Genomic DNA, 20,722 nt, shown 5'->3' with positions numbered 1-20,722 from the left:
GCTGCCGGATCCAGCTGTGCTGGAAGTGCCGGCCAGCAAGCCAGCAGTCGAAGACGTCCCTGTGCTCGAGCAGCGCAAGTCGGCGGATGCTGCTGGTGATCTTCCTGAGGTGGAGGAAGGGCAATAAGGTTTTTGCCGAGGTGGTGGAATTGGTAGACACGCTACCTTGAGGTGGTAGTGGCCATAGGCTGTAGGGGTTCGAGTCCCCTCCTCGGTACCAAACAAGCAAGCCCGCCTAGTGCGGGCTTTCTTGTGCTTAAGGGTTTCGGTTGACCTGTATTAGGCATGGGTCGTATAATTCGTGCCCAGTTTGACGCGGGGTGGAGCAGTCTGGTAGCTCGTCGGGCTCATAACCCGAAGGTCGTTGGTTCAAATCCAGCCCCCGCAACCAGTCAATAAAGAGCCCCTGTACAGGGGCTTTTTATTAGCTTGAGGCCAGGTCGCCGGCATTTACAGGCGGTCAAAGGGATGGGCGTTTCGCCCATTTTTCATTTGTACAGCATGCGCGAGGGACTTCGATGTCGAGCAAGCTAGAACAGTTGCAGGACTTGTTGGCCCCGGTGGTTGAGGCGCTTGGCTATCAGTGCTGGGGTATTGAGTTCATTTCCCAGGGGCGGCATTCACTGTTGCGTGTCTATATCGACCATGCCGATGGCATCCTCATCGACGATTGCGAGAAAGTCAGTCGTCAATTGAGCGGTGTGCTCGATGTGGAAGATCCAATCAGCGTGGACTACACCCTTGAGGTTTCTTCTCCTGGCATGGATCGGCCGCTGTTCACGATCGAACAGTACACGGCCCATATCGGTGATCAGGTAAAAATAAAGCTGCGCTCGCCCTTCGAGGGCAGGCGCAATTTCCAGGGTCTTCTCCGTGGGGTGGAAGAGCAGGATGTCGTGGTGCAGGTGGACGACCATGAGTACCTGCTGCCGATCGACATGATCGATAAGGCCAACATCATTCCCCGTTTTGACTGAGAACGGATCCCGCGGAACCCAATGGATTGCGAAAGGCGAGGCGTACGATGAGCAAAGAAGTACTGCTGGTTGTGGAGTCGGTGTCCAATGAAAAGGGCGTACCGGCGAGTGTGATTTTCGAAGCGCTTGAGCTGGCCTTGGCCACGGCTACCAAGAAGCGCTACGAGGACGAAGTTGATCTGCGTGTGGAAATCAATCGCCACAATGGCAGCTACGAATCCTTCCGTCGCTGGACTGTCGTAGACGATGAGCACTTTGAAGATCCGGCCCATCAGTTGGCATTGGATCAGGCTCAGGCGCGTAATCCCGACGCCAAGCTTGGTGATGTGTTCGAAGAGAAAATCGAGTCCATCGAGTTCGGCCGTATTGCGGCGCAGACCGCCAAGCAGGTCATCGTGCAGAAAGTGCGCGAGGCCGAGCGTGCGCAGGTGGTAGAAGCCTATCGTGATCGTCTGGGTGAGATCATCTCCGGCACGGTCAAGAAAGTGACCCGCGATAGCGTTATCGTCGACCTCGGCAATAACGCCGAAGCGTTGCTGGCTCGCGAAGACATCATTGCGCGTGAAACCTTCCGCGTCGGTGCCCGTGTTCGCGCACTGCTCAAGGAAATTCGCACTGAGAACCGCGGCCCGCAGTTGATTCTGTCGCGTACTGCGCCGCAAATGCTGATCGAGCTGTTCCGCATCGAAGTGCCAGAAATCGCCGAAGGCCTCATTGAGGTCATGGGTGCGTCGCGTGATCCTGGTTCGCGGGCCAAGATCGCCGTTCGCTCCAAGGACAAGCGCATCGATCCGCAGGGCGCCTGCATCGGCATGCGCGGTTCGCGGGTTCAGGCCGTCTCTGGCGAAATCGGCGGCGAGCGCGTCGATATAGTCCTGTGGGATGAGAACCCGGCTCAGTTTGTCATCAATGCGATGGCTCCGGCTGAAGTGGCCGCGATCATCGTCGACGAAGACGCTCACGCCATGGATATCGCGGTTGCCGAAGACAATCTGGCGCAGGCGATCGGCCGTGGCGGTCAGAATGTGCGTCTGGCCAGTCAGCTTAGTGGTTGGACGCTCAACGTCATGACTGAAGCGGACATCCAGGCCAAGCAGCAGGAAGAAACCGGTGACATCCTGCGCAACTTCATTGATGAGTTGGACGTTGATGAGGAACTTGCACAGGTGCTGGTGGAAGAGGGCTTTACCTCCCTCGAAGAGATTGCCTATGTCCCCATGGAGGAAATGCTTGGCATCGAAGGCTTCGACGAAGACATCGTCAATGAGCTGCGTACGCGGGCCAAAGATCGCCTGCTGACCAAGGCCATCGCCAACGAGGAGAAGCTTGCGGATGCTCAGCCGGCTGAAGATCTGCTGGCACTCGATGGCATGGATAAAGAACTGGCGGTCGAGTTGGCCGTGCGGGGCGTCATCACCCGCGAAGACCTGGCCGAGCAGTCGATAGACGACCTGCTCGACATAGACGGCATCGATGAAGAGCGTGCCGGCAAGCTGATCATGGCCGCCCGAGCCCATTGGTTCGAGTAAGTAATTAGCGGCCTGAGGAGAGAAATGCATGACGCAAGTCACGGTGAAAGAACTGGCCCAGGTGGTCGCCACACCGGTCGAGCGACTGCTTCAGCAGATGCGTGAGGCAGGACTGTCGCACACCAGCGCCGAGCAAGTAGTGACCGATAACGAGAAACAGGCCCTGTTGGCCCATTTGAAAAGCAGCCACGGGGCGAAAGTGGACGAGCCGCGCAAGATCACCTTGCAGCGCAAGACCACTACCAAACTCAAGGTTGGCGGTAGCAAGACCATCAGCGTTGAAGTGCGCAAGAAGAAGACCTTCGTCAAGCGCAGCGCCGAGGAAATCGAAGCCGAACAGCGTCGCGAAGCCGAGGAGCAGCGCGCAGCTGAAGAGGCTGCTCGCCTGAAGGCCGAGCAGGACGCGCGCGAGCGTGCCGAAGAAGAAGCACGCCGTCAGGCTGAGTCGGTCAAGCCTCAGGGCGAGGCCTCTACGCCAGCAGCTGTTGAGCCGGCGGTGAGCGCCGAACCTGCACCGGTTGCGGTCGAGCCTGTAGCTCCTGCGCCTGAGCGTAAGAAGGAAGAGCCTCGTCGTGTCGAGAAGCCACGCAGTGATGACGACGAGCGTCGTGATCGCAAGCATGCGCAGCATCGTCCTTCGCTCAAGACCAAGGCTCCGCTGGCGCGTACCGTACGTACCGGTGAAGACGAGGCCGATGGTTTCCGTCGCGGCGGTCGCGGCAAGTCCAAGCTCAAGAAGCGTAATCAGCATGGGTTCCAGAGCCCAACAGGACCTGTAGTGCGCGAAGTGTCGATCGGCGAAACCATCACTGTGGCCGAACTGGCCCAGCAGATGTCGGTGAAAGCGGCCGAAGTCATCAAGTTCATGTTCAAGATGGGCTCGCCCGTCACCATCAACCAGGTGCTGGATCAGGAAACTGCTCAGCTGGTTGCCGAAGAGCTGGGCCACAAGGTCAAGCTGGTCAGCGACAACGCTCTGGAAGAGCAGTTGGCCGAGCTGCTGAAGTTCGAAGGTGAGTCGGTCTCGCGTGCGCCGGTCGTGACCGTGATGGGTCACGTTGACCATGGCAAGACCTCGCTGCTCGACTACATTCGTCGCGCCAAGGTGGCTGTCGGCGAGGCTGGTGGTATCACCCAGCATATCGGTGCCTATCACGTCGAAACCGAGCGTGGCATGGTCACCTTCCTCGACACCCCTGGTCACGCGGCGTTTACCGCCATGCGTGCTCGTGGTGCCAAGGCTACCGACATCGTGATCCTGGTGGTCGCGGCGGATGACGGCGTGATGCCTCAGACGCAGGAAGCCGTCCAGCACGCCAAGGCTGCCGGCGTACCGATCGTGGTCGCGGTGAACAAGATCGACAAGCCGGATGCGAATCCGGACAACATCAAGAACGGCCTGGGCGCGCTCGACGTGATTCCGGAAGAGTGGGGCGGCGACACGCCGTTCATTCCGGTCTCCGCGAAGATGGGTACCGGCGTCGACGAACTGCTCGAAGCCGTTCTGCTGCAGGCCGAGCTCCTCGAACTCAAGGCAACGCCGTCTGCGCCTGGTCGCGGAGTGGTGGTCGAGTCGCGCCTTGACAAGGGTCGCGGTCCGGTAGCCACCGTGCTGGTTCAGGACGGTACCCTGCGTCAGGGTGACATGGTCCTGTGTGGCGTCAACTTCGGTCGCGTTCGTGCGATGCTCGACGAGAACGGCAAGCCTGTTAAGGAAGCCGGCCCGTCGATTCCGGTCGAGATCCTCGGCCTGGATGGTACGCCGGAAGCCGGTGACGACCTGACCGTTGTGGCCGACGAGAAGAAGGCCCGTGAAGTTGCGTTGTTCCGCCAGGGCAAGTTCCGCGAAGTGAAACTGGCTCGTGCCCATGCCGGCAAGCTGGAGAACATCTTCGAGACCATGGGTCAGGACGAGAAGAAGACGCTCAACATCGTGCTCAAGGCAGACGTGCGCGGCTCGCTCGAAGCGCTGCAGGGCTCTCTCAACGGTCTGGGCAACGACGAAGTGCAGGTTCGTGTGGTGGGTGGCGGTGTCGGTGGTATCACCGAATCCGATGCAAACCTCGCACTGGCCTCCAACGCCGTGCTGTTCGGCTTCAACGTTCGAGCTGATGCGGGGGCGCGCAAGATCGTCGAGGCCGAAGGTCTGGACATGCGCTACTACAACGTCATCTACGACATCATTGAGGACGTCAAGAAGGCGCTCACCGGTATGCTCGGCAGCGACGTTCGCGAGAACATCCTCGGCATCGCCGAAGTTCGTGACGTGTTCCGCTCGCCCAAGTTCGGCGCCATCGCCGGTTGCATGGTCACCGAGGGCTTGGTGCATCGCAATCGCCCGATCCGCGTCCTGCGCGACGATGTCGTCATCTTCGAAGGCGAGCTGGAATCGCTGCGCCGCTTCAAGGATGACGTCGCGGAAGTCCGTGCCGGCATGGAGTGTGGTATCGGCGTGAAGAGCTACAACGACGTCAAGGTCGGCGACAAGATCGAAGTGTTCGAGAAGGTCGAAGTGGCGCGTTCGCTGTAAGCAAGCGTCAATCTGAAAGCTGGAAGCAAGGAGTCGGTGGCCGCCTGAATGCGGTCACTGCTTCGAGCTTCCAGCTTTCGGCTTTTAAACGGGTGGAAATTTATGGCCAAAGAATTCAGTCGTACCCAGCGTATCGGCGATCAGATGCAGCGCGAACTGGCGCTGCTCATTCAGCGTGAGATCAAGGATCCGCGTTTGGGTCTGGTCACCATCACTGCGGTCGACGTCAGTCGTGATCTTTCCCACGCGAAGATCTTCATCACCATCATGGGGCAAGATGACGACCAGGAGGCGGTCAAGGGCAACCTGCGCATCCTTAACGACGCTGCCGGATTCCTGCGCATGCAGCTGGGCAAGAGCATGAAGCTGCGCACTGTTCCGCAACTGCATTTCAACTACGACGCCAGCATTCGTCGTGGTGTCGAGTTGAGCTCGCTGATCGAGCGCGCAGTGGCGGAAGATCGCAAGCACAGCGACGAGCGCGGAGAATAAGCGTGGCACAGGTCAAGCGTGTACGCCGTAACGTCAATGGCATCATCCTGCTCGACAAGCCGCGCGGGTTCACCTCCAATGCTGCGTTGCAGAAGGTCCGTTGGTTGCTCAACGCGGAAAAAGCTGGGCATACCGGAAGTCTCGACCCTCTTGCCACTGGTGTGTTGCCGCTGTGTTTTGGCGAGGCCACCAAGTTCTCGCAGTACCTTCTGGACGCGGACAAGGCCTACGAGACGGTCATGCAGCTGGGGGTCACCACGACCACTGCTGATGCCGAAGGTGAGGTTCTGGAGCGCAAGCCGGTAGCGGTTACCGTCGAGCAGTTGGAGGCGCTGTTGCCGCAGTTTCGCGGTGACATCCTGCAGGTGCCGCCGATGTATTCGGCACTCAAGCGCGATGGCCAGCCGCTGTACAAACTGGCGCGTGCCGGAGAGGTGGTGGAGCGCGAGCCGCGTTCTGTTAATATTGCGCGCTCGGAGTTGCTCTCGCTCGACGGCGACAAGGCGCGACTGGCCGTTGCATGCAGCAAAGGCACCTATATCCGCACCTTGGTCGAAGACATCGGCCAGTTGCTCGGCTGTGGTGCGCACGTTGCCGAGCTGCGGCGAACCCAGGCCGGGCCGTTCGACCTGTCGCAGACGGTAACGCTCGAGACGCTTGAGCAGTTGCATGGTGAGGGTGGTGCCGAGGCGCTGGATAGTCTCTTGCAGCCGGTGGACAGCGGGCTTGAGCATTGGCCGTTGTTGCAGCTGTCCGAGCACAGTGCCTATTACTGGCTGCATGGACAACCGGTGCGGGCGCCAGAAGCTCCCAAGTACGGCATGGTTCGCGTACAGGATAACAATGGTCGCTTCATCGGCATCGGTGAAGTGAGCGAAGACGGGCGCATCGCGCCACGTCGGTTGATTCGGTCGGAATGACCGTTACGCGGCGCGTTCGCGCGTTGCGTCAGAGGGTGGCTGTCAGCAGGCACGGTCATTTCTCTTTATTAAACACGGGATGATTCCCGGCCTGTTCACTCAAGGAGCCCTATCATGGCACTGAGCGTTGAAGAAAAAGCCCAGATCGTTAACGAGTACAAGCAAGCTGAAGGCGATACCGGTTCTCCGGAAGTGCAGGTAGCCCTGCTGACCGCCAACATCAACAAGCTGCAGGACCACTTCAAGGCCAACGGCAAAGACCACCACTCGCGTCGTGGTCTGATCCGCATGGTTAACCAGCGCCGCAAGCTGCTGGATTACCTGAAGGGTAAGGACACCACTCGTTACAGCACCCTGATCGGTCGTCTGGGTCTGCGTCGCTAAGACGCGCCCGCGCTGGAAGCCGGAAGCTGGAAGCCTGAAGTTGAAAGTGGGGTATCCCTCGATCAGCTTCGGTCTTCCAGCTTTTGGCTTTCTTGCAGGTCGTTTCGGGCCGACTCCCGAACGTTCTGCCAATTTCCCCAAGGCAACAAAGAGAAGGAAAAACCGTGAATCCGGTAATCAAGAAGTTTCAATTCGGTCAGTCGACCGTAACCCTGGAAACGGGTCGTATCGCCCGCCAGGCCTCCGGCGCAGTGCTGGTCACCGTCGATGACGACGTCACCGTGCTGGTAAGCGTGGTCGGTGCCAAGACCGCCGATCCGAGCAAGGGGTTCTTCCCGCTCTCCGTGCATTACCAGGAGAAGACCTATGCAGCCGGCAAGATCCCTGGCGGCTTCTTCAAGCGGGAGGCGCGTCCTTCCGAGAAGGAAACCCTGACCTCTCGTCTAATCGATCGTCCGATTCGTCCGCTGTTCCCGGAAGGTTTCCAGAACGAAGTGCAGGTCATCTGTACCGTCGTTTCCACCAGCAAGAAGACTGACCCGGACATCGCCGCGATGATCGGTACTTCGGCCGCTCTGGCTGTTTCCGGCATTCCGTTCGATGGCCCGATCGGTGCCGCACGCGTGGCTTTCCATCCTGAAACTGGCTACCTGCTGAACCCGAACTACGAGCAGCTCAAGGCCTCCAGCCTGGACATGGTCGTAGCCGGCACCAAAGACGCTGTATTGATGGTCGAATCGGAAGCCAAAGAGCTGACCGAAGATCAGATGCTGGGCGCCGTCCTGTTCGCCCACGACGAGTTCCAGGCTGTGATCAAGGCGGTCGAAGAGCTCGCCGCTGAAGCCGGCAAGCCGCGCTGGGACTGGACCGCTCCGCAGGCCAATACCGCACTGCTGGACGCCATCCGTGCCGAGTTCGGCGGAGCCATCTCCCAGGCCTACACCATCACCATCAAGCAGGACCGCTATGCGCGCCTGGGCGAGCTGAAGGACCAGGTCGTTGCCAAGTTCTCCGGTGAAGAAGGCCAGCCGTCTGCTGGCGAAGTGAAGGACGCTTTCGGTGAGATCGAATACCGCACCGTTCGCGAGAACATCGTCAATGGCAAGCCACGCATCGATGGTCGCGACACCCGCACCGTCCGCGGGCTGAACATCGAGGTCGGCGTACTCGACAAGACCCACGGTTCGGCGCTGTTCACCCGTGGTGAGACCCAGGCTCTGGTAGTTGCCACTCTAGGCACCGCCCGTGATGCACAGCTGCTCGACACCCTCGAAGGCGAGAAGAAAGACCCCTTCATGCTGCACTACAACTTCCCGCCGTACTCGGTGGGCGAGTGTGGTCGGATGGGTGCTACTGGCCGTCGCGAAATCGGCCACGGTCGTCTGGCCCGTCGTGGCGTCGCCGCCATGCTGCCGAGCGCCGACGAATTCCCCTACACCATCCGTGTAGTGTCGGAAATCACCGAATCCAATGGTTCGTCCTCCATGGCTTCCGTCTGCGGTGCTTCCCTGGCCCTTATGGACGCTGGTGTGCCAATGAAGGCTCCGGTGGCTGGTATCGCCATGGGTCTGGTCAAGGAAGGCGAGAAGTTTGCCGTTCTGACCGACATCCTCGGTGACGAAGATCACCTGGGCGACATGGACTTCAAGGTAGCCGGTACCGCCAAGGGCGTGACCGCGCTGCAGATGGACATCAAAATCCAGGGAATCACCGAAGAGATCATGGAGCAGGCGCTGGAGCAGGCTCTGGAAGCTCGCCTGAACATCCTCGGCCAGATGAACCAGGTCATCGCCCAGTCACGCAGCGAGCTGTCGGCCAATGCCCCGACCATGCTGGCGATGAAGATCGACCAAGACAAGATCCGTGACGTGATCGGCAAGGGTGGCGCCACCATTCGCGCTATCTGCGAAGAGACCAAGGCCTCGATCGACATCGAAGACGATGGCTCGATCAAGATCTTCGGCGAAACCAAGGAAGCGGCAGAGGCGGCCAAGCAGCGCGTACTGGGCATCACCGCTGAAGCCGAAATCGGCAAGATCTACGTCGGCAAGATCGAGCGCATCGTCGACTTCGGCGCGTTCGTAAACATCCTCCCGGGCAAGGATGGCCTGGTGCACATCTCGCAGATCAGCGATCAGCGTATCGAGAAAGTCACCGATGTGCTTAAAGAAGGTCAGGAAGTGAAGGTGCTGGTGCTGGACGTGGACAACCGCGGCCGTATCAAGCTCTCCATCAAGGACGTTGCCGCGGCTGAAGCCTCTGGCGTCTGACAGCTGGCAGTTGAACAGAAGGGCCTTCGGGCCCTTTTTGTTTGGTCGTGATATTTATTCAATGCCTGTACGAGATTGCAAGATGCACGCAGCGGCCGGGGGAAACTTGCAATGTGCAAGTAAACCGTTAATTGCTGCCATGCATAACTTATTGATTATTAAGGATAAAAAAATAAATTCAAGTTGGCACAACGCTTGCGCTGTTATTCGTGCATCTGAGGCCGGAGTCATGCCCCAGAAACCACGAGAACAGGAGTGACATCTATGAAGACTACTCAGACACTTACTGCCGCTGCCATCGCCGCTGCTCTTAGCCTGCCGTTCGCCGGCGCCGCTCTGGCCGATACCACGCCTGCCATCGACAAGAACGATACCGTCATGCTGGCCGCCAACACTATGGACGATGCCGGTGATGCTGCTTCCGATACCTGGATCACCACCAAGGTGAAATCCACCCTGCTGGCCGAAGACGCGACTCCCGGCATGGACATAGAAGTGGAAACCAAGGATGGCGTCGTCTCGCTGTCCGGGACCGTAGCTACCGAAGCCGAGAAAGAAGCTGCCGTGGCCAAGGCCAAGGGCATCAAAGGCGTTCGTGAAGTCTCTGCCGACGGCCTGAAAACCGCCGAGTAACAGAGTTCTCCTCGCCAGTCGCTGGCGGGGCGCAAATCAGAAAACCCCACTCTATAGTGGGGTTTTTTGTGTCCTAGTTTCCTCGCTCACTGGTGATTTGCCGGAGACGATTGCCTTCGAATCGCAGGAAATGGAGCATGCCGTTGTTCGGCCCATAGACCCATTCCTCGACAGGCACCTCCTGTTGGTAGCCATGATCATCAACGATCTCCTTGTAACCTACTAAGGCGGCGTTGGATGGCTCGCCGCATTTGCTGCGAACCTCGGCCGTGGTGGCTTCCAGGCTCACCAGGCGGCTGTTGCAGCGATAGGTAGAAGAGGCCTGCGCTTGCAGGGTGACAAGCAACAGGCAAAGCAGAAGTGTGGCGGGAACGCGACGGTCCATCGGTATGGCTCCAGGGGATCAGTTGGCTCTGCGGGTTTCAATGCGAACCAGGCGGTTGCCTTCGAAGGTCAGGATGCTGAGCATGCCATTACGCGGACCGTAAACCCATTCCTCCAGCGCGAACTCCTGGCGGTCGTTACGGCTGAGCGTGTAGCCGACAAGATCGCGGTGCTGCGGCACGCCGCACTTGCTTTCCACTTCGAAGGCGCGGTCACCCGTGGTGACGAGCTGGCTCCCGCAACGAAGGGTATCGGCGTGAGCCCCGGAAAACGCGGCCAGCAGTACACAAGCAACAACGTATTTACGCGAGATCATCATTCACTCCCCAGGTGCATCGCCGTCGCGACCTTACCGTCGCTTCCCTGTTCGGTTGTGCCGGTGTCCAGCAGGTACACCCGCTCCGAGTCCAGGCCCACGTCTACCAGATAGCCCTTTATCGCGGCCGCACGTTCGCGGCTGAGGCGGCGCAGCAACGCTGCACTGTCCCTCCAGGAATCGAGCACGGCCTTGCGCATCTGTGCGGCGCGCTCTTCGTCGTCCAGTTCGCGCCACTCGGCTGGCGGCTGCTGCTTGAGGCGACTGCGGTAGATGCCTTCCAGCAACGCGGCCTCGTCTTCCGCTTCGACCTGGATCTGACTGGCGTCCGCGGGCACCTTGTCGCCACGACGCTGCAGGATTCGATACTGGGTTTCGCGGAACTCCTGCTGTAGGCGTTGCTCGGCCAGCAGCGCGCCATCGACGGCAGCGGCGCTCATGCCTTCCACCTCCAGACGTTTGCGCGCTTCGCTATCCAGCTCGCTGCTGGCCGGTTCGAAACCGACATGGCTGAGGTCGGCGTCGCTTCCGCCGGCCAGTCCGGCTATGAACTTGAATGGCGCCTGGGCTGCGCGAACCACCAGATTGCGCAGCGTCTGCCAGACGATCGGCATGACGCTGAACTGCGGGTCGTTCAGGTTGCCCTGCACCGGCAATTCGATGGAGATGGTGCCCTTGCTGTCCTTGAGCAGGGCGACCGCTAGCCGAACAGGCAGATCCACGGCGTCAGGACTGTCGACCTTCTCGCCAAGCTGAAGCTGCTCCAGAACGACCTTGTTTTCTGCGTTTAGACGACCCTGCTCAATCCGGTAATGCAGATCCAGATTGAGGCGGCCCTTGCGGATCCGGTAGCCGGCGAATTTGCCGGAGTAAGGCGTCAGCGTGGTCAGCTCGACCTGGCGGAAGCTCATGGCGATGTCGAGGCTCTGCAGTGGATCGAAAGGCGTCAGGCTGCCCTTGATGCTGACCGGCGCGTACTGATCCACCTTGCCGGCGACATTTACCGAGGCGGCTTTCTGCTCGAGATTGTCCAGGGTGCCGATATCTCCGTTGAGCGACTGGATGGCGGTGACGAAGGGCGGTCGCAGGCTGAAGTCGGCAAAGTTCGCCGAGCCGTCGGCAATGGCAATGCCGCCGATACGGATAGCCAGCGGCTCGGAGGAGTCTTGTGCCTGTGCGTTGTCATCCCCAGCCTCACTGCGCTCGACCAGCAGGTCGTTGATGTTGGTGCTCAGGTCCGGGTTGATGATGAAGCGCGCATAAGGCTGGCTGAGGTCGACGCGCTCAATTGCCAGGCTGCTCGGGTGCTGGTAGTCGAGGCCGCTGAGTTGCAGGCGCTGCCATTTGACGAAATCGCGATTGTTGATCGTGTCCAGCGTATGCAGCTGAGTGGCGTCTACGCTGCCCCGAACGCTGAAGGCCAGCGGCTCGGTGGACTTCAGCTCGACCTCGAGTTCGCTGGCCAGCAGGCCGCTGCGCACTTCCAGATGGACCAGTGGGCTGAGATAGGCCTGAGCGATGCGCAGGTCGATATCTCGCGTCGTCACCGCCAGCTTGCCGCTCACGGGGCTTATCTGAAGTTGCCCGTTGGCCTGGATGGCGCCTTGCTTACCGACTCCGGTTTCCAGTTCGAGGGAGAAGGGGCTGGTGCCGAGGCTGTCGAACTCGCGGATGTTCAAATCCAGCGGGCCCAGCTCCAGCGCGACTTCATCGTCCGGGACGCGATCGACGAGATGGACCCGGTAGTCGCGCAACTGAGCGTCGCGTAACAACACCTGCCAGGGTGCGTTGGCTCCCTTTGCTGTGTCGTCCGTGGCCGGCGCGTCGGCATCTGTCTTGTCGCTGGTCGAGGCGAACAGTTTCTGCCAGTCGAGTTCTCCGTCCGCTTCCCGGGCCGCCCAGGTTTCCAGATTGCGGCTGCGCAGTTTGCCAATACTGATCTGCTGCCTGGCCAGGTCCAGCGACGTTTCGCTCAGCTCGAGTCGCTCCATGCGGATCAGCTTGTGCCCATCGGGGCTGTCGAGGGCCAGTGGGCTGAGTGCGGCCTTGGCATTCTCCAGTCGTAGCGCGAGGTCATCGCTGAGGTCCAGGCGATAGTTCGTGCTGAACTCAAGACTGCCATCCTTGAGTGTCAGGGGCACGGCATCGCGCACATAGGGCCACAGGTCCTTGAGCTGGAGATCGCTGATCTGCAACTGACCGCTGGATGTCAGTGGTTGCAGGCTGATATCGCCCTGCCAGTCGATGCGCCCACCGCTCGGCCCGCTGGCGGTTAGACGGGCATCGGCGCTGCCGTCGCTGCGGGTGGCGAGATTGTGCAGTTCGAAATCCAGTGAATCGTAGACCAGGGCAATGGGTTCGCTCGGACGCTGGTCCATGAAGGTTAGGCGGCCGCCTGCCAGTTGCAGACGATCCATGCGCAGCGGAAAGGTGTCAGCGTCCTCGCTGGCCGTCGGCTCTGATTCAGGCACCTCGAACAGCTGGCTGAGATTGAGCGTGCCATCTTCGGCGAAGCGCACCTCGACGTCCGGCTCGATCAGCTCGACATTGGCCAGGTGCAGCGTGCGTTGCCAGAGGCTGTCCCACTGCAGGTCGAGAAAGAGCCGCTCGAAGGCCAGCTGACGATCATCCTGCTCGCCGATGCGCAGGCCGAACAGCGAGAGCTCGAGGCTGAAGGGGTTGAATTCGATACGTTGCAGGCTGGCCGGCACGGTTGCGTAGGCCGCAAGCTGCTGATTGGCGATGCGCTGGGCGATACCCGGCAGGATCAGAAAGCCAAGCAGGCTGTAGCAGATCAGCACGAGCGCCACCCCGGTGAACGCACGCTTCATTCCATTGGGCATGACCGGAAGTATTCCTGGCGGATGGTTGCCTTGGAGTATGGCACGCGTACGCGGTTCCCCGAATCGAGCGATACGGGCAATGCGGTCAAAGCCGCAGAATCAGGGTCTTCAGTGGGGGCAGCCCATCGCGCGAGGGGAAGTCGGCAGCCGGTGCCAGCGCCTGCCATTCGCGTACCGGCCTGCCGGCCTTCTCGGCGCAGCGCAGCACCAGGGGCCGCCACTCATCCATCGATACCTTCGCCAGGTTGTTGCAGCAGATCAGCACCCCATCTTCAGCGGTTGCCAGCAACGCCGGCTTGAGCAGGCTCTGATAGTCGCGCAGCAGGTCCACCGTGCCGAAGGCGCTGCGTGCCCAGGCGGGCGGATCGAGCAGTACCAGATCGAACTGACGTTGTACCAGGCGCGGGTAGTCCGGCAAGGCTCGTCCGCGACGGGCGCTGACCGGCAGACCGGCCAGTTGGCGGATCGCCGGGAAGTAGTCGGAATGTACGAACTGCATTGGCGGCAGGGAAGGGTTCAGCTCGCCGTTTTCCCGGCCCACTGCCAGGTTGCGCTCGGCGAAATCGACATTCCAGACTTCCGCCCCTCCGCCTGCGGCGGCGCACAGGCCGACGCCGCAGGTGTAGGAAAACAGATTGAGCACCGACTTGCCGGCGCTGTGGTGCTTGACCCAGCCGCGGGCGTTGCGCAGGTCGAGGAACAGCAGTGGGTCCTGCCCGCTGTGGCGGCCTCGCACGCGATAGCGCAGGCCCCACTCATGGGCGACCTGATCTTCCAGCGCCACGTCCTCCGGTTGATGCGCCTGGTTGCTGCGATCGATCCGTGAGTTGCTCTGCGAGCGATCGTTGTAGATGAGCTGGAGCGGTTGCCCGAGAAAGTCGGTGGCTTCGTCATGGATGCTCTGCAGCGCTTGCGCGTCGAGCGCTTGATGGAAGCTTTGCACCATCAGCTGCGGGCCGTAGCGATCGACCGTCAAGCCGGCCGCGCCTTCCTGGCTGCCATGGAACAGCCGGTAGCAATCGGTGCCTTGCTGCTGCAATTCGTCGAGCAGTGGGCGGCGGCTATCGAAGGCGGCGCGCAGCGCCTGGACGAGGGATGACATGCGCGGCGACTCGAAATAGAAGGGCGCGCAGTCTATCAAGAATCGCTGCGCTGGTTGCCTGGCGCTAGCGTGGCGGCAGGCCCATGCGTCGACGCGCGCGGTGTACCGAGCCGCTGCGTACGGCCCAGCGCACTACCGGCGCGGTGCTGCGAACCCCGGTGCGGATCAGCTGGCGTCGGCTTTCGCTCAGTGTCAGGCCAAGCATTTCCTGAGCCCATTCGGGTAAGAGCTCGACACCAGCGTGCAGCATCAGCGTTCCGAAGGGCCTGAGCAGGGGGCTGGGCGCCGGGGCGGTACGCAGTATCTGCAGGATTTCCAGCGCACGCTCGTCGCTCCGGAGCTGGGGGCTGGTGCGCTCGAGATAAGCCTCGATCTGCGCGCGCGAACGCGGCACGTCACCGGCGCCGAGGCGCTCGGCGATCAGCGCCACTTCGGCGTAATAGCGATCCTGCTCGGCAGGGGGTAGATCCGGATTGAGGTAGCGCAAGTGTGACTTGAGAAAGCTACTGACCTCGGCGACGTGCACCCAGGTCAGCAGGTCGGGATCCGACGCGGCGTAGGGACGACCATCCGGCGCCGTACCGGATACGCCTGCATGAATCCGCTTGACCCGCTCGATCAGTCGGTCCGCATCGGCGTGGCTACCGAAGGTAGTGGCAGAGATGAACTGCCCGGTGCGCCGCAGGCGGCCGAGCAGGTCCTCGCGAAAATTAGAGTGATCCCACACACCGGACAGCGCCAACGGGTGCAGCGCCTGCAATAAAAGTGCGGAGATTCCGCCAACCATCATCGAGGTGAAGTCGCCATGCACGCGCCAGCACACGGACTCAGGCCCGAACAGGCCGGGATCGCCCGGAGGATTTTCGTAATCGACACCGCCGATCGCCAGCCCGGTAAGGCTGAGCACGCGGGTTTCGATATGACGGCGAATGAATTCCATGGCGACAGCGCTGTTGGCTTGGCAAGCGGCGATGTTACCTGAACAGACGCAGAGGGCTCGCCAATTGGCGGTGGTAACGGGGGAAGGAGGAGAGACCGGACAGCAGCGCCGCACTGTTGTCCGGTCGAGGGACGATATCAGCCGCGGTGGCGGCCGCGGAAGAAGTCGATCAGGCCCTGGGTGGAGGCATCCTCTGCGGGCGCAGCATCGAAGCGGGTCATCTGGTTGTAGACGGCCTTGCCCAGATCCTTGCCGAGCTCCACGCCCCACTGGTCGAAGGAGTTGATCCCCCAGATCACGCCCTGGACGAAGACCTTGTGCTCGTACAGCGCGATCAGTGCGCCGAGGCGGCCGGGGCTGATGGTTTCCATCGCTACGGTGTTGCTCGGGCGGTTGCCGGGGATCACCTTGTGCGGGGCGAGACGCTGCACCTCGGCCTCGCTGAGGCCCTTGGCGCGCAGTTCGGCCTCGGCTTCTTCGCGCGTCTTGCCGCGCATCAAGGCCTGGCTCTGCGACAGGCAGTTGGCGTAGAGCCACTCGTGGTGATCGGCGACAGGGTTGTGGCTGACCACGGGCACGATGAAGTCGGCCGGGATCAGCGGTGTGCCCTGGTGCAGCAGCTGGTGGTAGGCGTGCTGGCCGTTACAGCCGACACCGCCCCAGATCACCGGGCCGGTGGTGCAGGACACCGGTGTGCCGTCCTGGCGCACGCTCTTGCCGTTGGACTCCATGTCCATCTGCTGCAGGTGTTTGACGAAGTTGCGCAGGTAGTGGTCGTAAGGCAGGAACGCGTAGCTCTGTGCACCCCAGAAGTTGTGGTACCAGACGCCGAGCATCGCCAGCAGCACCGGCATGTTGCTTTCGAACGGCTCGCTGAGGAAATGCTGGTCCATGCTGTAGGCGCCGGACAGCAGATCCTTGAAGTTGGACATGCCGATCGCCAGGGCGATGGGCAAGCCGATCGCCGACCACAGCGAATAGCGACCGCCGACCCAGTCCCACATCGGAAAGATGTTCTTTTCGCGGATACCGAATTCGACCGCCGCCTGCTTGTTGCTGGTGACGGCGATGAAGTGGCGGTAGAGCTTCTCTTCGGTGCCGCCCTTGCCCAGATACCAGGTGCGTGCGGCCTGGGCGTTCTTCAGCGTCTCGAGGGTGCCGAACGTCTTGCTGGAGATGATGAACAGCGTGGTTTCGACGTTCAGCTTGGCGGTCACTTCGCGGAATTCGCTGCCATCGATGTTCGCCAGGTAGTGCGTGCGTACGCCGTGCTGGGTGAACGGCAACAGCGCCTCGGATACCAGCTGCGGGCCGAGGAACGAGCCGCCGATGCCGATGTTCACCACGTCGGTGATGGTCTTGTCGCTGAAGCCGCGCCACAGGTTGTTGTGGATGCGGGTGACGATGTCGGTCATCTGTGCCAGCGCGGTGTGCACGTCACGCATGATGTTCTTGCCGTCGACCATCACCGATTCGCCCATCGGGCGGCGCAGGGCGGTGTGCAGCACGGGACGGTTTTCCGAGGCGTTGATGCGCTCGCCGTCGAACATGGCGCGAGCCGCCTGCTCGACGCCGGCCTCGCGGGCCAGGTTCACCAGCAGGGTGCGGGTTTCGGGTGTGATGAGGTTCTTCGAGTAGTCGAGAAACAGGCCGCTGCAGGAAACCGACAGATCATCGAAGCGCGTCGGGTCGGCCTTGAATGCTTCGCGCATGCTGAAGTTCTGCATGGCCAGGCGGTGTTCTTCCAGGGCCTTCCAGGACGGCAGGCCGGTGACATCGAGCGGATGCTGGTAGTAGCTCATGGTGATGCGGCTTCCTTTGCTTTGACAGGCCGCTGAACCCCTGCTGTTGCACGCGCAGGCGCGCGTTGGTCGCGACGGGATTCAGTAATGTGTATGACCGTGCGGGCGCGCCGGCACTCCTCCTGAATGCTGCGGATGCTGGCCGAACCCGGCTTTCACCGAGCCGGTGAAGGCACATCCTATGCCATCAGAGTCAGCTCAGACAGGGGAAACCCCCACTCCGTTCCGGGCCATTGCCTTCTATTCTGCCCGGCCTGTACTTTGGTTCGTCCACCTATCGGCCGTTCAGCCATGTTCAAACGAAAAAGCCCGAAGTGCAGAACACTTCGGGCTTCTATTCGACGACACCTGAACGGTGACTCAGGCGACCTGAACCGGGATGGCGTTGCTGGTATGGCTCAGCTCGCCTTCTGCGCCCATATAGAGCACATGCGGTTTGAAGCTGGCCAGCTCGGCCTCGCTGTAGTGCGCATAGGCGCAGATGATCAGGCGGTGGCCGACACCGGCCTTGTGAGCAGCGGCACCGTTGACCGAGATGATCTTCGAACCTTCCTCGCCGCGGATGGCGTAGGTGGTGAAGCGCTCGCCATTGTCGACGTTGTAGATCTGGATCTGTTCGTATTCACGGATGCCGGCCAGGTCCAGCCATTCGCCGTCGATGGCGCAGGAACCTTCATAATCGAGCACCGAGTGAGTTACCTGGGCGCGGTGCAGTTTGGCCTTGAGCATGATGGCGTGCATGGCGGGGTCCTCCGGGTGCGCAAGCGGCGCAGAGTGTGCCTTAAGCCTCGAACGTGATCAAGGCTGCGGGCAAATGGCTGGGATCAGGCCGATGTGTGGATGTCCACCAGCAGGTTGTCGATCAGTCGCGTCTTGCCCAGGTAGGCGGCGGCGAGGATGACCAGCTCGGTGGAGCGCTCGCTGACCGGTTGCAGGTCGATTGCGTTGCGAATCTCCAGATAGTCCGGACGCAGGCCGGCAGCCTGCAAAGCGCTCAGGCCTTCGGCGATCAGCGCCGGGTAGTCGCGGCGACCGCCCCGGATCGCTACGTCCAGCTGGCTCAGGGTGCGGTACAGCGATGGAGCCGTGGCGCGCTCGTCTGCACTCAGATAGCCGTTGCGTGAAGACAGCGCCAGGCCGTCGGCGGCGCGAACGATCGGCTCCGAGAGGATCTGCACTGGCATGTTCAGATCGCGGACCATGGTGCGGATCACCGCCAGCTGCTGGAAGTCTTTCTGACCGAATACGGCGAGGTCCGGCAGCACCATGTTGAACAGCTTGCTGACCACGGTGGATACACCGTCGAAATGCCCGGGGCGGCTGCCACCGCAGAGACCTTCGGAAACGCCGGGCACGCGAACGATGGTCTGCTGGGCCTGGCCGTGCGGATAAATCTCTTCGACGCTCGGCGCAAAGAGCAGGTGGCAGCCGGCTTCGAACAGCTTGTCCTGATCCGCAGCGAGGGTGCGCGGGTAGTTGTCCAGGTCTTCGTTGGGGCCGAACTGCAGTGGATTGACGAAGATGCTGGCGACCACGAAGTCGGCGCGCTGCCCGGCCTTCTTCACCAGCGCGATGTGGCCGGCGTGCAGGTTGCCCATGGTCGGCACGAAGCCGATGCGCTTGCCTTCCCCACGGGCGCGGGACACTGCGGCACGCAGGTCGGCGATGGTCTTGACGATGTTCATGCGGAGAAACCGTGTTCGACTGCGGGGAATTCGGTGGCCTTGACGGCTTTCACGTAGCCGGCGATGGCGGATGGGATGTCACCGTGCTCGCGCATGAAGTTCTTGACGAACTTCGGTACGCGGCCACCGAGCGAGAGCCCGAGCATATCGTGCAACACCAGCACCTGGCCGTCGGTGTCGCTGCCGGCGCCGATGCCGATCACCGGAATCTGCACCGCCCGGGTGATGCGCGCAGCCAGTTCGCTGGGTACGCACTCGAGCAGCAGCATGGCTGCACCGGCGGCTTCCAGCGCCTTGGCGTCCTCCAGCATCTGAAGTGCCTGGGCTTCCTCGCGGCCTTGTACCTTGTAACCGCCGAAGATGTTGACCGCCTGTGGCGTCAGGCCCATGTGTGCGCAGACTGGAATGCCACGCTCGGCCAGCAGGCGGATCGACTCGGCCAGCCAGGCGGTGCCCTCCAGCTTGATCATGTGTGCGCCAGCCTGCATCAGCACGGCCGAATTGTTCAGGGTCTGCTCGGTGGTGGCGTTGGCCATGAACGGCAGGTCGGCGACGATCATCGCGCCACGATTACCGCGTTTGACGCTGGCGGTGTGATAGGCCATGTCGGCAACGGTGACCGGCAGGGTGCTGTCGTGACCTTGCAGGACCATGCCGAGTGAATCGCCGATCAGAAGCATCTCGACGCCCGCATCGCAGGCGGTCTTGGCGAAGGTGGCGTCATAGCAGGTGAGCATGACGATCTTTTCGCCCTTCTGCTTGAGCCCTTGCAGCGTGGTCAGGGTTACGTCTGGCATGAATGCCGTCCTCTTCGAGCCTCGGAGGTCAGGGTTGCCGCGCGGCGCACCGGTTGGGTGCATGGGGCCGCGGATGGCAGAGGGCGCTTATAGTCCCGGCGGCGACAGAGTAAGTCAATCGCGAGTGTTACCCGCGCGTTACGTTCGTTACCGCGGCGGTGACACCGTCATCGCCAAGCCGCTCGAGACCGCTGAAGGGGCAGGCGGTGAGCAGGTCGACGAGTCGGCGACCATCGGCCAGCAGCAACTCCGCCGGAGCGACTTCAGCGAGCGGGTAGAGCACGAACGCGCGGGCTTGCAGGTGATAATGCGGAACCTGCAGACGGGGTTCTGCGATCAGGCGATCGCCGAACAGCAGGATGTCCAGATCCAGCGTACGCGGACCCCAGCGCTCCGCCTTGCGCTCACGGCCCTGGGCCTGCTCGATGCGTTGCAGGGCGTCGAGCAGATCGAGCGGCGCGAGACTGGTGTCCAGTGCGGCCACGGCGTTGACGTAACGTGGTTGGTCGGCTGGTCCGAGTGGGTCGCTGGCATAGAGTGACGATACTGCTGCGAGACTGCTCTGTGGCAGGTCAGCCAGCGCTTGCAGGGCGCCGCGCAGTTGCTGTTGCGGATCGGCCAGGTTGCTGCCCAGGCCGATGTAGACGCGCTCCATTTTACTCGGCCGGGTTGGCGGCGTTGTCGCCCGGACCACGGCGGCGGCGCCCCCCACGACGACGCTTCTTCGCTCCGCCGGCTTCTTCCTTGTTGCTGAGGCCGCGAATCATGTTGCGACGTTCGCTGTCGCTGGCTTCCTGATATCCGGTCCACCAGTCGCCGAGGCCGTTGGTTTTCTCTCCGGCGCTTTCGCGTAGCAGAAGGAAATCGTAGCCGGCGCGGAAGCGCGGATTTTCCAGCAACTGATCGGCGCGGCGCCCCTGGCGGCGCGGCAGGCGCTCCTGCATGTCCCAGATCTCGCGCATGGGGATGGTGAAGCGTTTCGGAATCGCGGTGCGCTGGCACTGCTCCCAGATGATGTCGTGCGCCGCTTCCTGCATCGCCGGGATCGGCGGCATGCCACGGTCCTGCAGTTCCAGTACGCGGGCGGGCAGGGCGGGCCAGAGTAGTGCGGCAAAGAG

Annotated in this window: 18 protein-coding genes, 2 tRNA genes and 2 pseudogenes; 11 read left to right on the top strand and 11 right to left on the bottom strand. The window is 61.6% G+C overall.

Annotated features, from left to right (window positions below; genetic code table 11):
- The 11 genes and pseudogenes from LO50_RS16535 to LO50_RS16485 form a co-directional block, all read left to right on the top strand.
- Positions 1-127: pseudogene (locus tag LO50_RS16535) on the top strand (preprotein translocase subunit SecG); the annotation flags it as partial.
- A 7-nt stretch (positions 128-134) separates the two neighbouring features.
- Positions 135-220: transfer RNA gene (locus LO50_RS16530), tRNA-Leu, on the top strand.
- 94 nt (positions 221-314) lie between these two features.
- Positions 315-391, top strand: a tRNA-Met gene (locus tag LO50_RS16525).
- A 127-nt stretch (positions 392-518) separates the two neighbouring features.
- Positions 519-977 (top strand): ribosome maturation factor RimP, encoded by a 459-nt coding sequence (rimP, locus tag LO50_RS16520; protein WP_044315673.1) that lies wholly within the window; start codon positions 519-521, stop codon positions 975-977.
- A 47-nt stretch (positions 978-1,024) separates the two neighbouring features.
- A complete protein-coding gene (gene nusA, locus LO50_RS16515) occupies positions 1,025-2,506 on the top strand; it encodes a transcription termination factor NusA (RefSeq protein ID WP_014819237.1) in 1,482 nt (493 codons plus the stop codon).
- Between the two features lie 28 nt (positions 2,507-2,534).
- Positions 2,535-5,036 (top strand): translation initiation factor IF-2, encoded by a 2,502-nt coding sequence (infB, locus tag LO50_RS16510; RefSeq protein WP_044315672.1) that lies wholly within the window; start codon positions 2,535-2,537, stop codon positions 5,034-5,036.
- Between the two features lie 102 nt (positions 5,037-5,138).
- Positions 5,139-5,528, top strand: coding sequence for a 30S ribosome-binding factor RbfA (gene rbfA / locus LO50_RS16505; protein ID WP_003280893.1), 390 nt, complete (start codon positions 5,139-5,141; stop codon positions 5,526-5,528).
- A gap of 2 nt (positions 5,529-5,530) precedes the next feature.
- On the top strand, positions 5,531-6,448 hold the full coding sequence (gene truB, locus LO50_RS16500; RefSeq protein ID WP_044315671.1) for a tRNA pseudouridine(55) synthase TruB: 918 nt from the start codon (positions 5,531-5,533) through the stop codon (positions 6,446-6,448).
- A 114-nt stretch (positions 6,449-6,562) separates the two neighbouring features.
- On the top strand, positions 6,563-6,832 hold the full coding sequence (gene rpsO / locus LO50_RS16495) for a 30S ribosomal protein S15 (protein ID WP_003293213.1): 270 nt from the start codon (positions 6,563-6,565) through the stop codon (positions 6,830-6,832).
- A 164-nt stretch (positions 6,833-6,996) separates the two neighbouring features.
- Entirely contained in the window at positions 6,997-9,102 is a 2,106-nt protein-coding gene (pnp, locus tag LO50_RS16490; RefSeq protein ID WP_044315670.1) for a polyribonucleotide nucleotidyltransferase, read from the top strand.
- 264 nt (positions 9,103-9,366) lie between these two features.
- Positions 9,367-9,735: a BON domain-containing protein gene (locus LO50_RS16485; protein ID WP_044315669.1), complete on the top strand. Its 369-nt coding sequence runs from the start codon at positions 9,367-9,369 to the stop codon at positions 9,733-9,735.
- A gap of 73 nt (positions 9,736-9,808) precedes the next feature.
- Here the strand turns inward: LO50_RS16485 and LO50_RS16480 are convergent, their stop codons facing one another.
- The 11 genes and pseudogenes from LO50_RS16480 to LO50_RS16430 all read right to left on the bottom strand — a co-directional run.
- Positions 9,809-10,120, bottom strand: a complete 312-nt coding sequence (locus LO50_RS16480; protein WP_041016128.1) for a DUF2845 domain-containing protein — start codon at positions 10,118-10,120, stop codon at positions 9,809-9,811.
- A gap of 18 nt (positions 10,121-10,138) precedes the next feature.
- Positions 10,139-10,435 (bottom strand): DUF2845 domain-containing protein, encoded by a 297-nt coding sequence (locus LO50_RS16475; RefSeq protein ID WP_014819244.1) that lies wholly within the window; start codon positions 10,433-10,435, stop codon positions 10,139-10,141.
- The gene (locus LO50_RS16470) at positions 10,435-13,278 is read right to left on the bottom strand and encodes a DUF748 domain-containing protein (protein ID WP_044315668.1); all 2,844 of its coding nucleotides are present in this window, start codon (positions 13,276-13,278) and stop codon (positions 10,435-10,437) included. The genes LO50_RS16475 and LO50_RS16470 overlap by 1 nt, the downstream gene beginning before the upstream one ends.
- Positions 13,279-13,363: 85 nt before the next feature.
- Positions 13,364-14,380, bottom strand: a complete 1,017-nt coding sequence (locus tag LO50_RS16465) for a class I SAM-dependent rRNA methyltransferase (protein ID WP_044315667.1) — start codon at positions 14,378-14,380, stop codon at positions 13,364-13,366.
- Between the two features lie 64 nt (positions 14,381-14,444).
- Entirely contained in the window at positions 14,445-15,320 is an 876-nt protein-coding gene (locus LO50_RS16460; RefSeq protein ID WP_044315666.1) for an oxygenase MpaB family protein, read from the bottom strand.
- A 137-nt stretch (positions 15,321-15,457) separates the two neighbouring features.
- Positions 15,458-17,122 (bottom strand): glucose-6-phosphate isomerase, encoded by a 1,665-nt coding sequence (pgi, locus tag LO50_RS16455; RefSeq protein ID WP_044315665.1) that lies wholly within the window; start codon positions 17,120-17,122, stop codon positions 15,458-15,460.
- Positions 17,123-17,482: 360 nt separating this feature from the next.
- On the bottom strand, positions 17,483-17,863 hold the full coding sequence (panD, locus tag LO50_RS16450; RefSeq protein WP_044315664.1) for an aspartate 1-decarboxylase: 381 nt from the start codon (positions 17,861-17,863) through the stop codon (positions 17,483-17,485).
- Between the two features lie 83 nt (positions 17,864-17,946).
- A complete protein-coding gene (panC, locus tag LO50_RS16445; protein ID WP_014819249.1) occupies positions 17,947-18,807 on the bottom strand; it encodes a pantoate--beta-alanine ligase in 861 nt (286 codons plus the stop codon).
- A complete protein-coding gene (gene panB / locus LO50_RS16440) occupies positions 18,804-19,604 on the bottom strand; it encodes a 3-methyl-2-oxobutanoate hydroxymethyltransferase (protein WP_014819250.1) in 801 nt (266 codons plus the stop codon). Before panB ends, panC begins: the two co-directional genes overlap by 4 nt.
- A 127-nt stretch (positions 19,605-19,731) precedes the next feature.
- Positions 19,732-20,259 carry a 2-amino-4-hydroxy-6-hydroxymethyldihydropteridine diphosphokinase gene (gene folK / locus LO50_RS16435; protein ID WP_014819251.1) on the bottom strand — a complete coding sequence of 176 codons (528 nt, stop codon included), beginning with the start codon at positions 20,257-20,259 and terminating at the stop codon, positions 19,732-19,734.
- A gap of 1 nt (position 20,260) precedes the next feature.
- A pseudogene (locus tag LO50_RS16430) lies at positions 20,261-20,722 on the bottom strand (polynucleotide adenylyltransferase PcnB); the annotation flags it as partial.

The sequence above is a fragment of the Stutzerimonas stutzeri genome (assembly GCF_000935215.1).
Lineage (GTDB): Bacteria > Pseudomonadota > Gammaproteobacteria > Pseudomonadales > Pseudomonadaceae > Stutzerimonas.
Note: the sequence above shows the minus strand (reverse complement) of the source record. Positions and strands in the feature narration are given on the sequence as shown.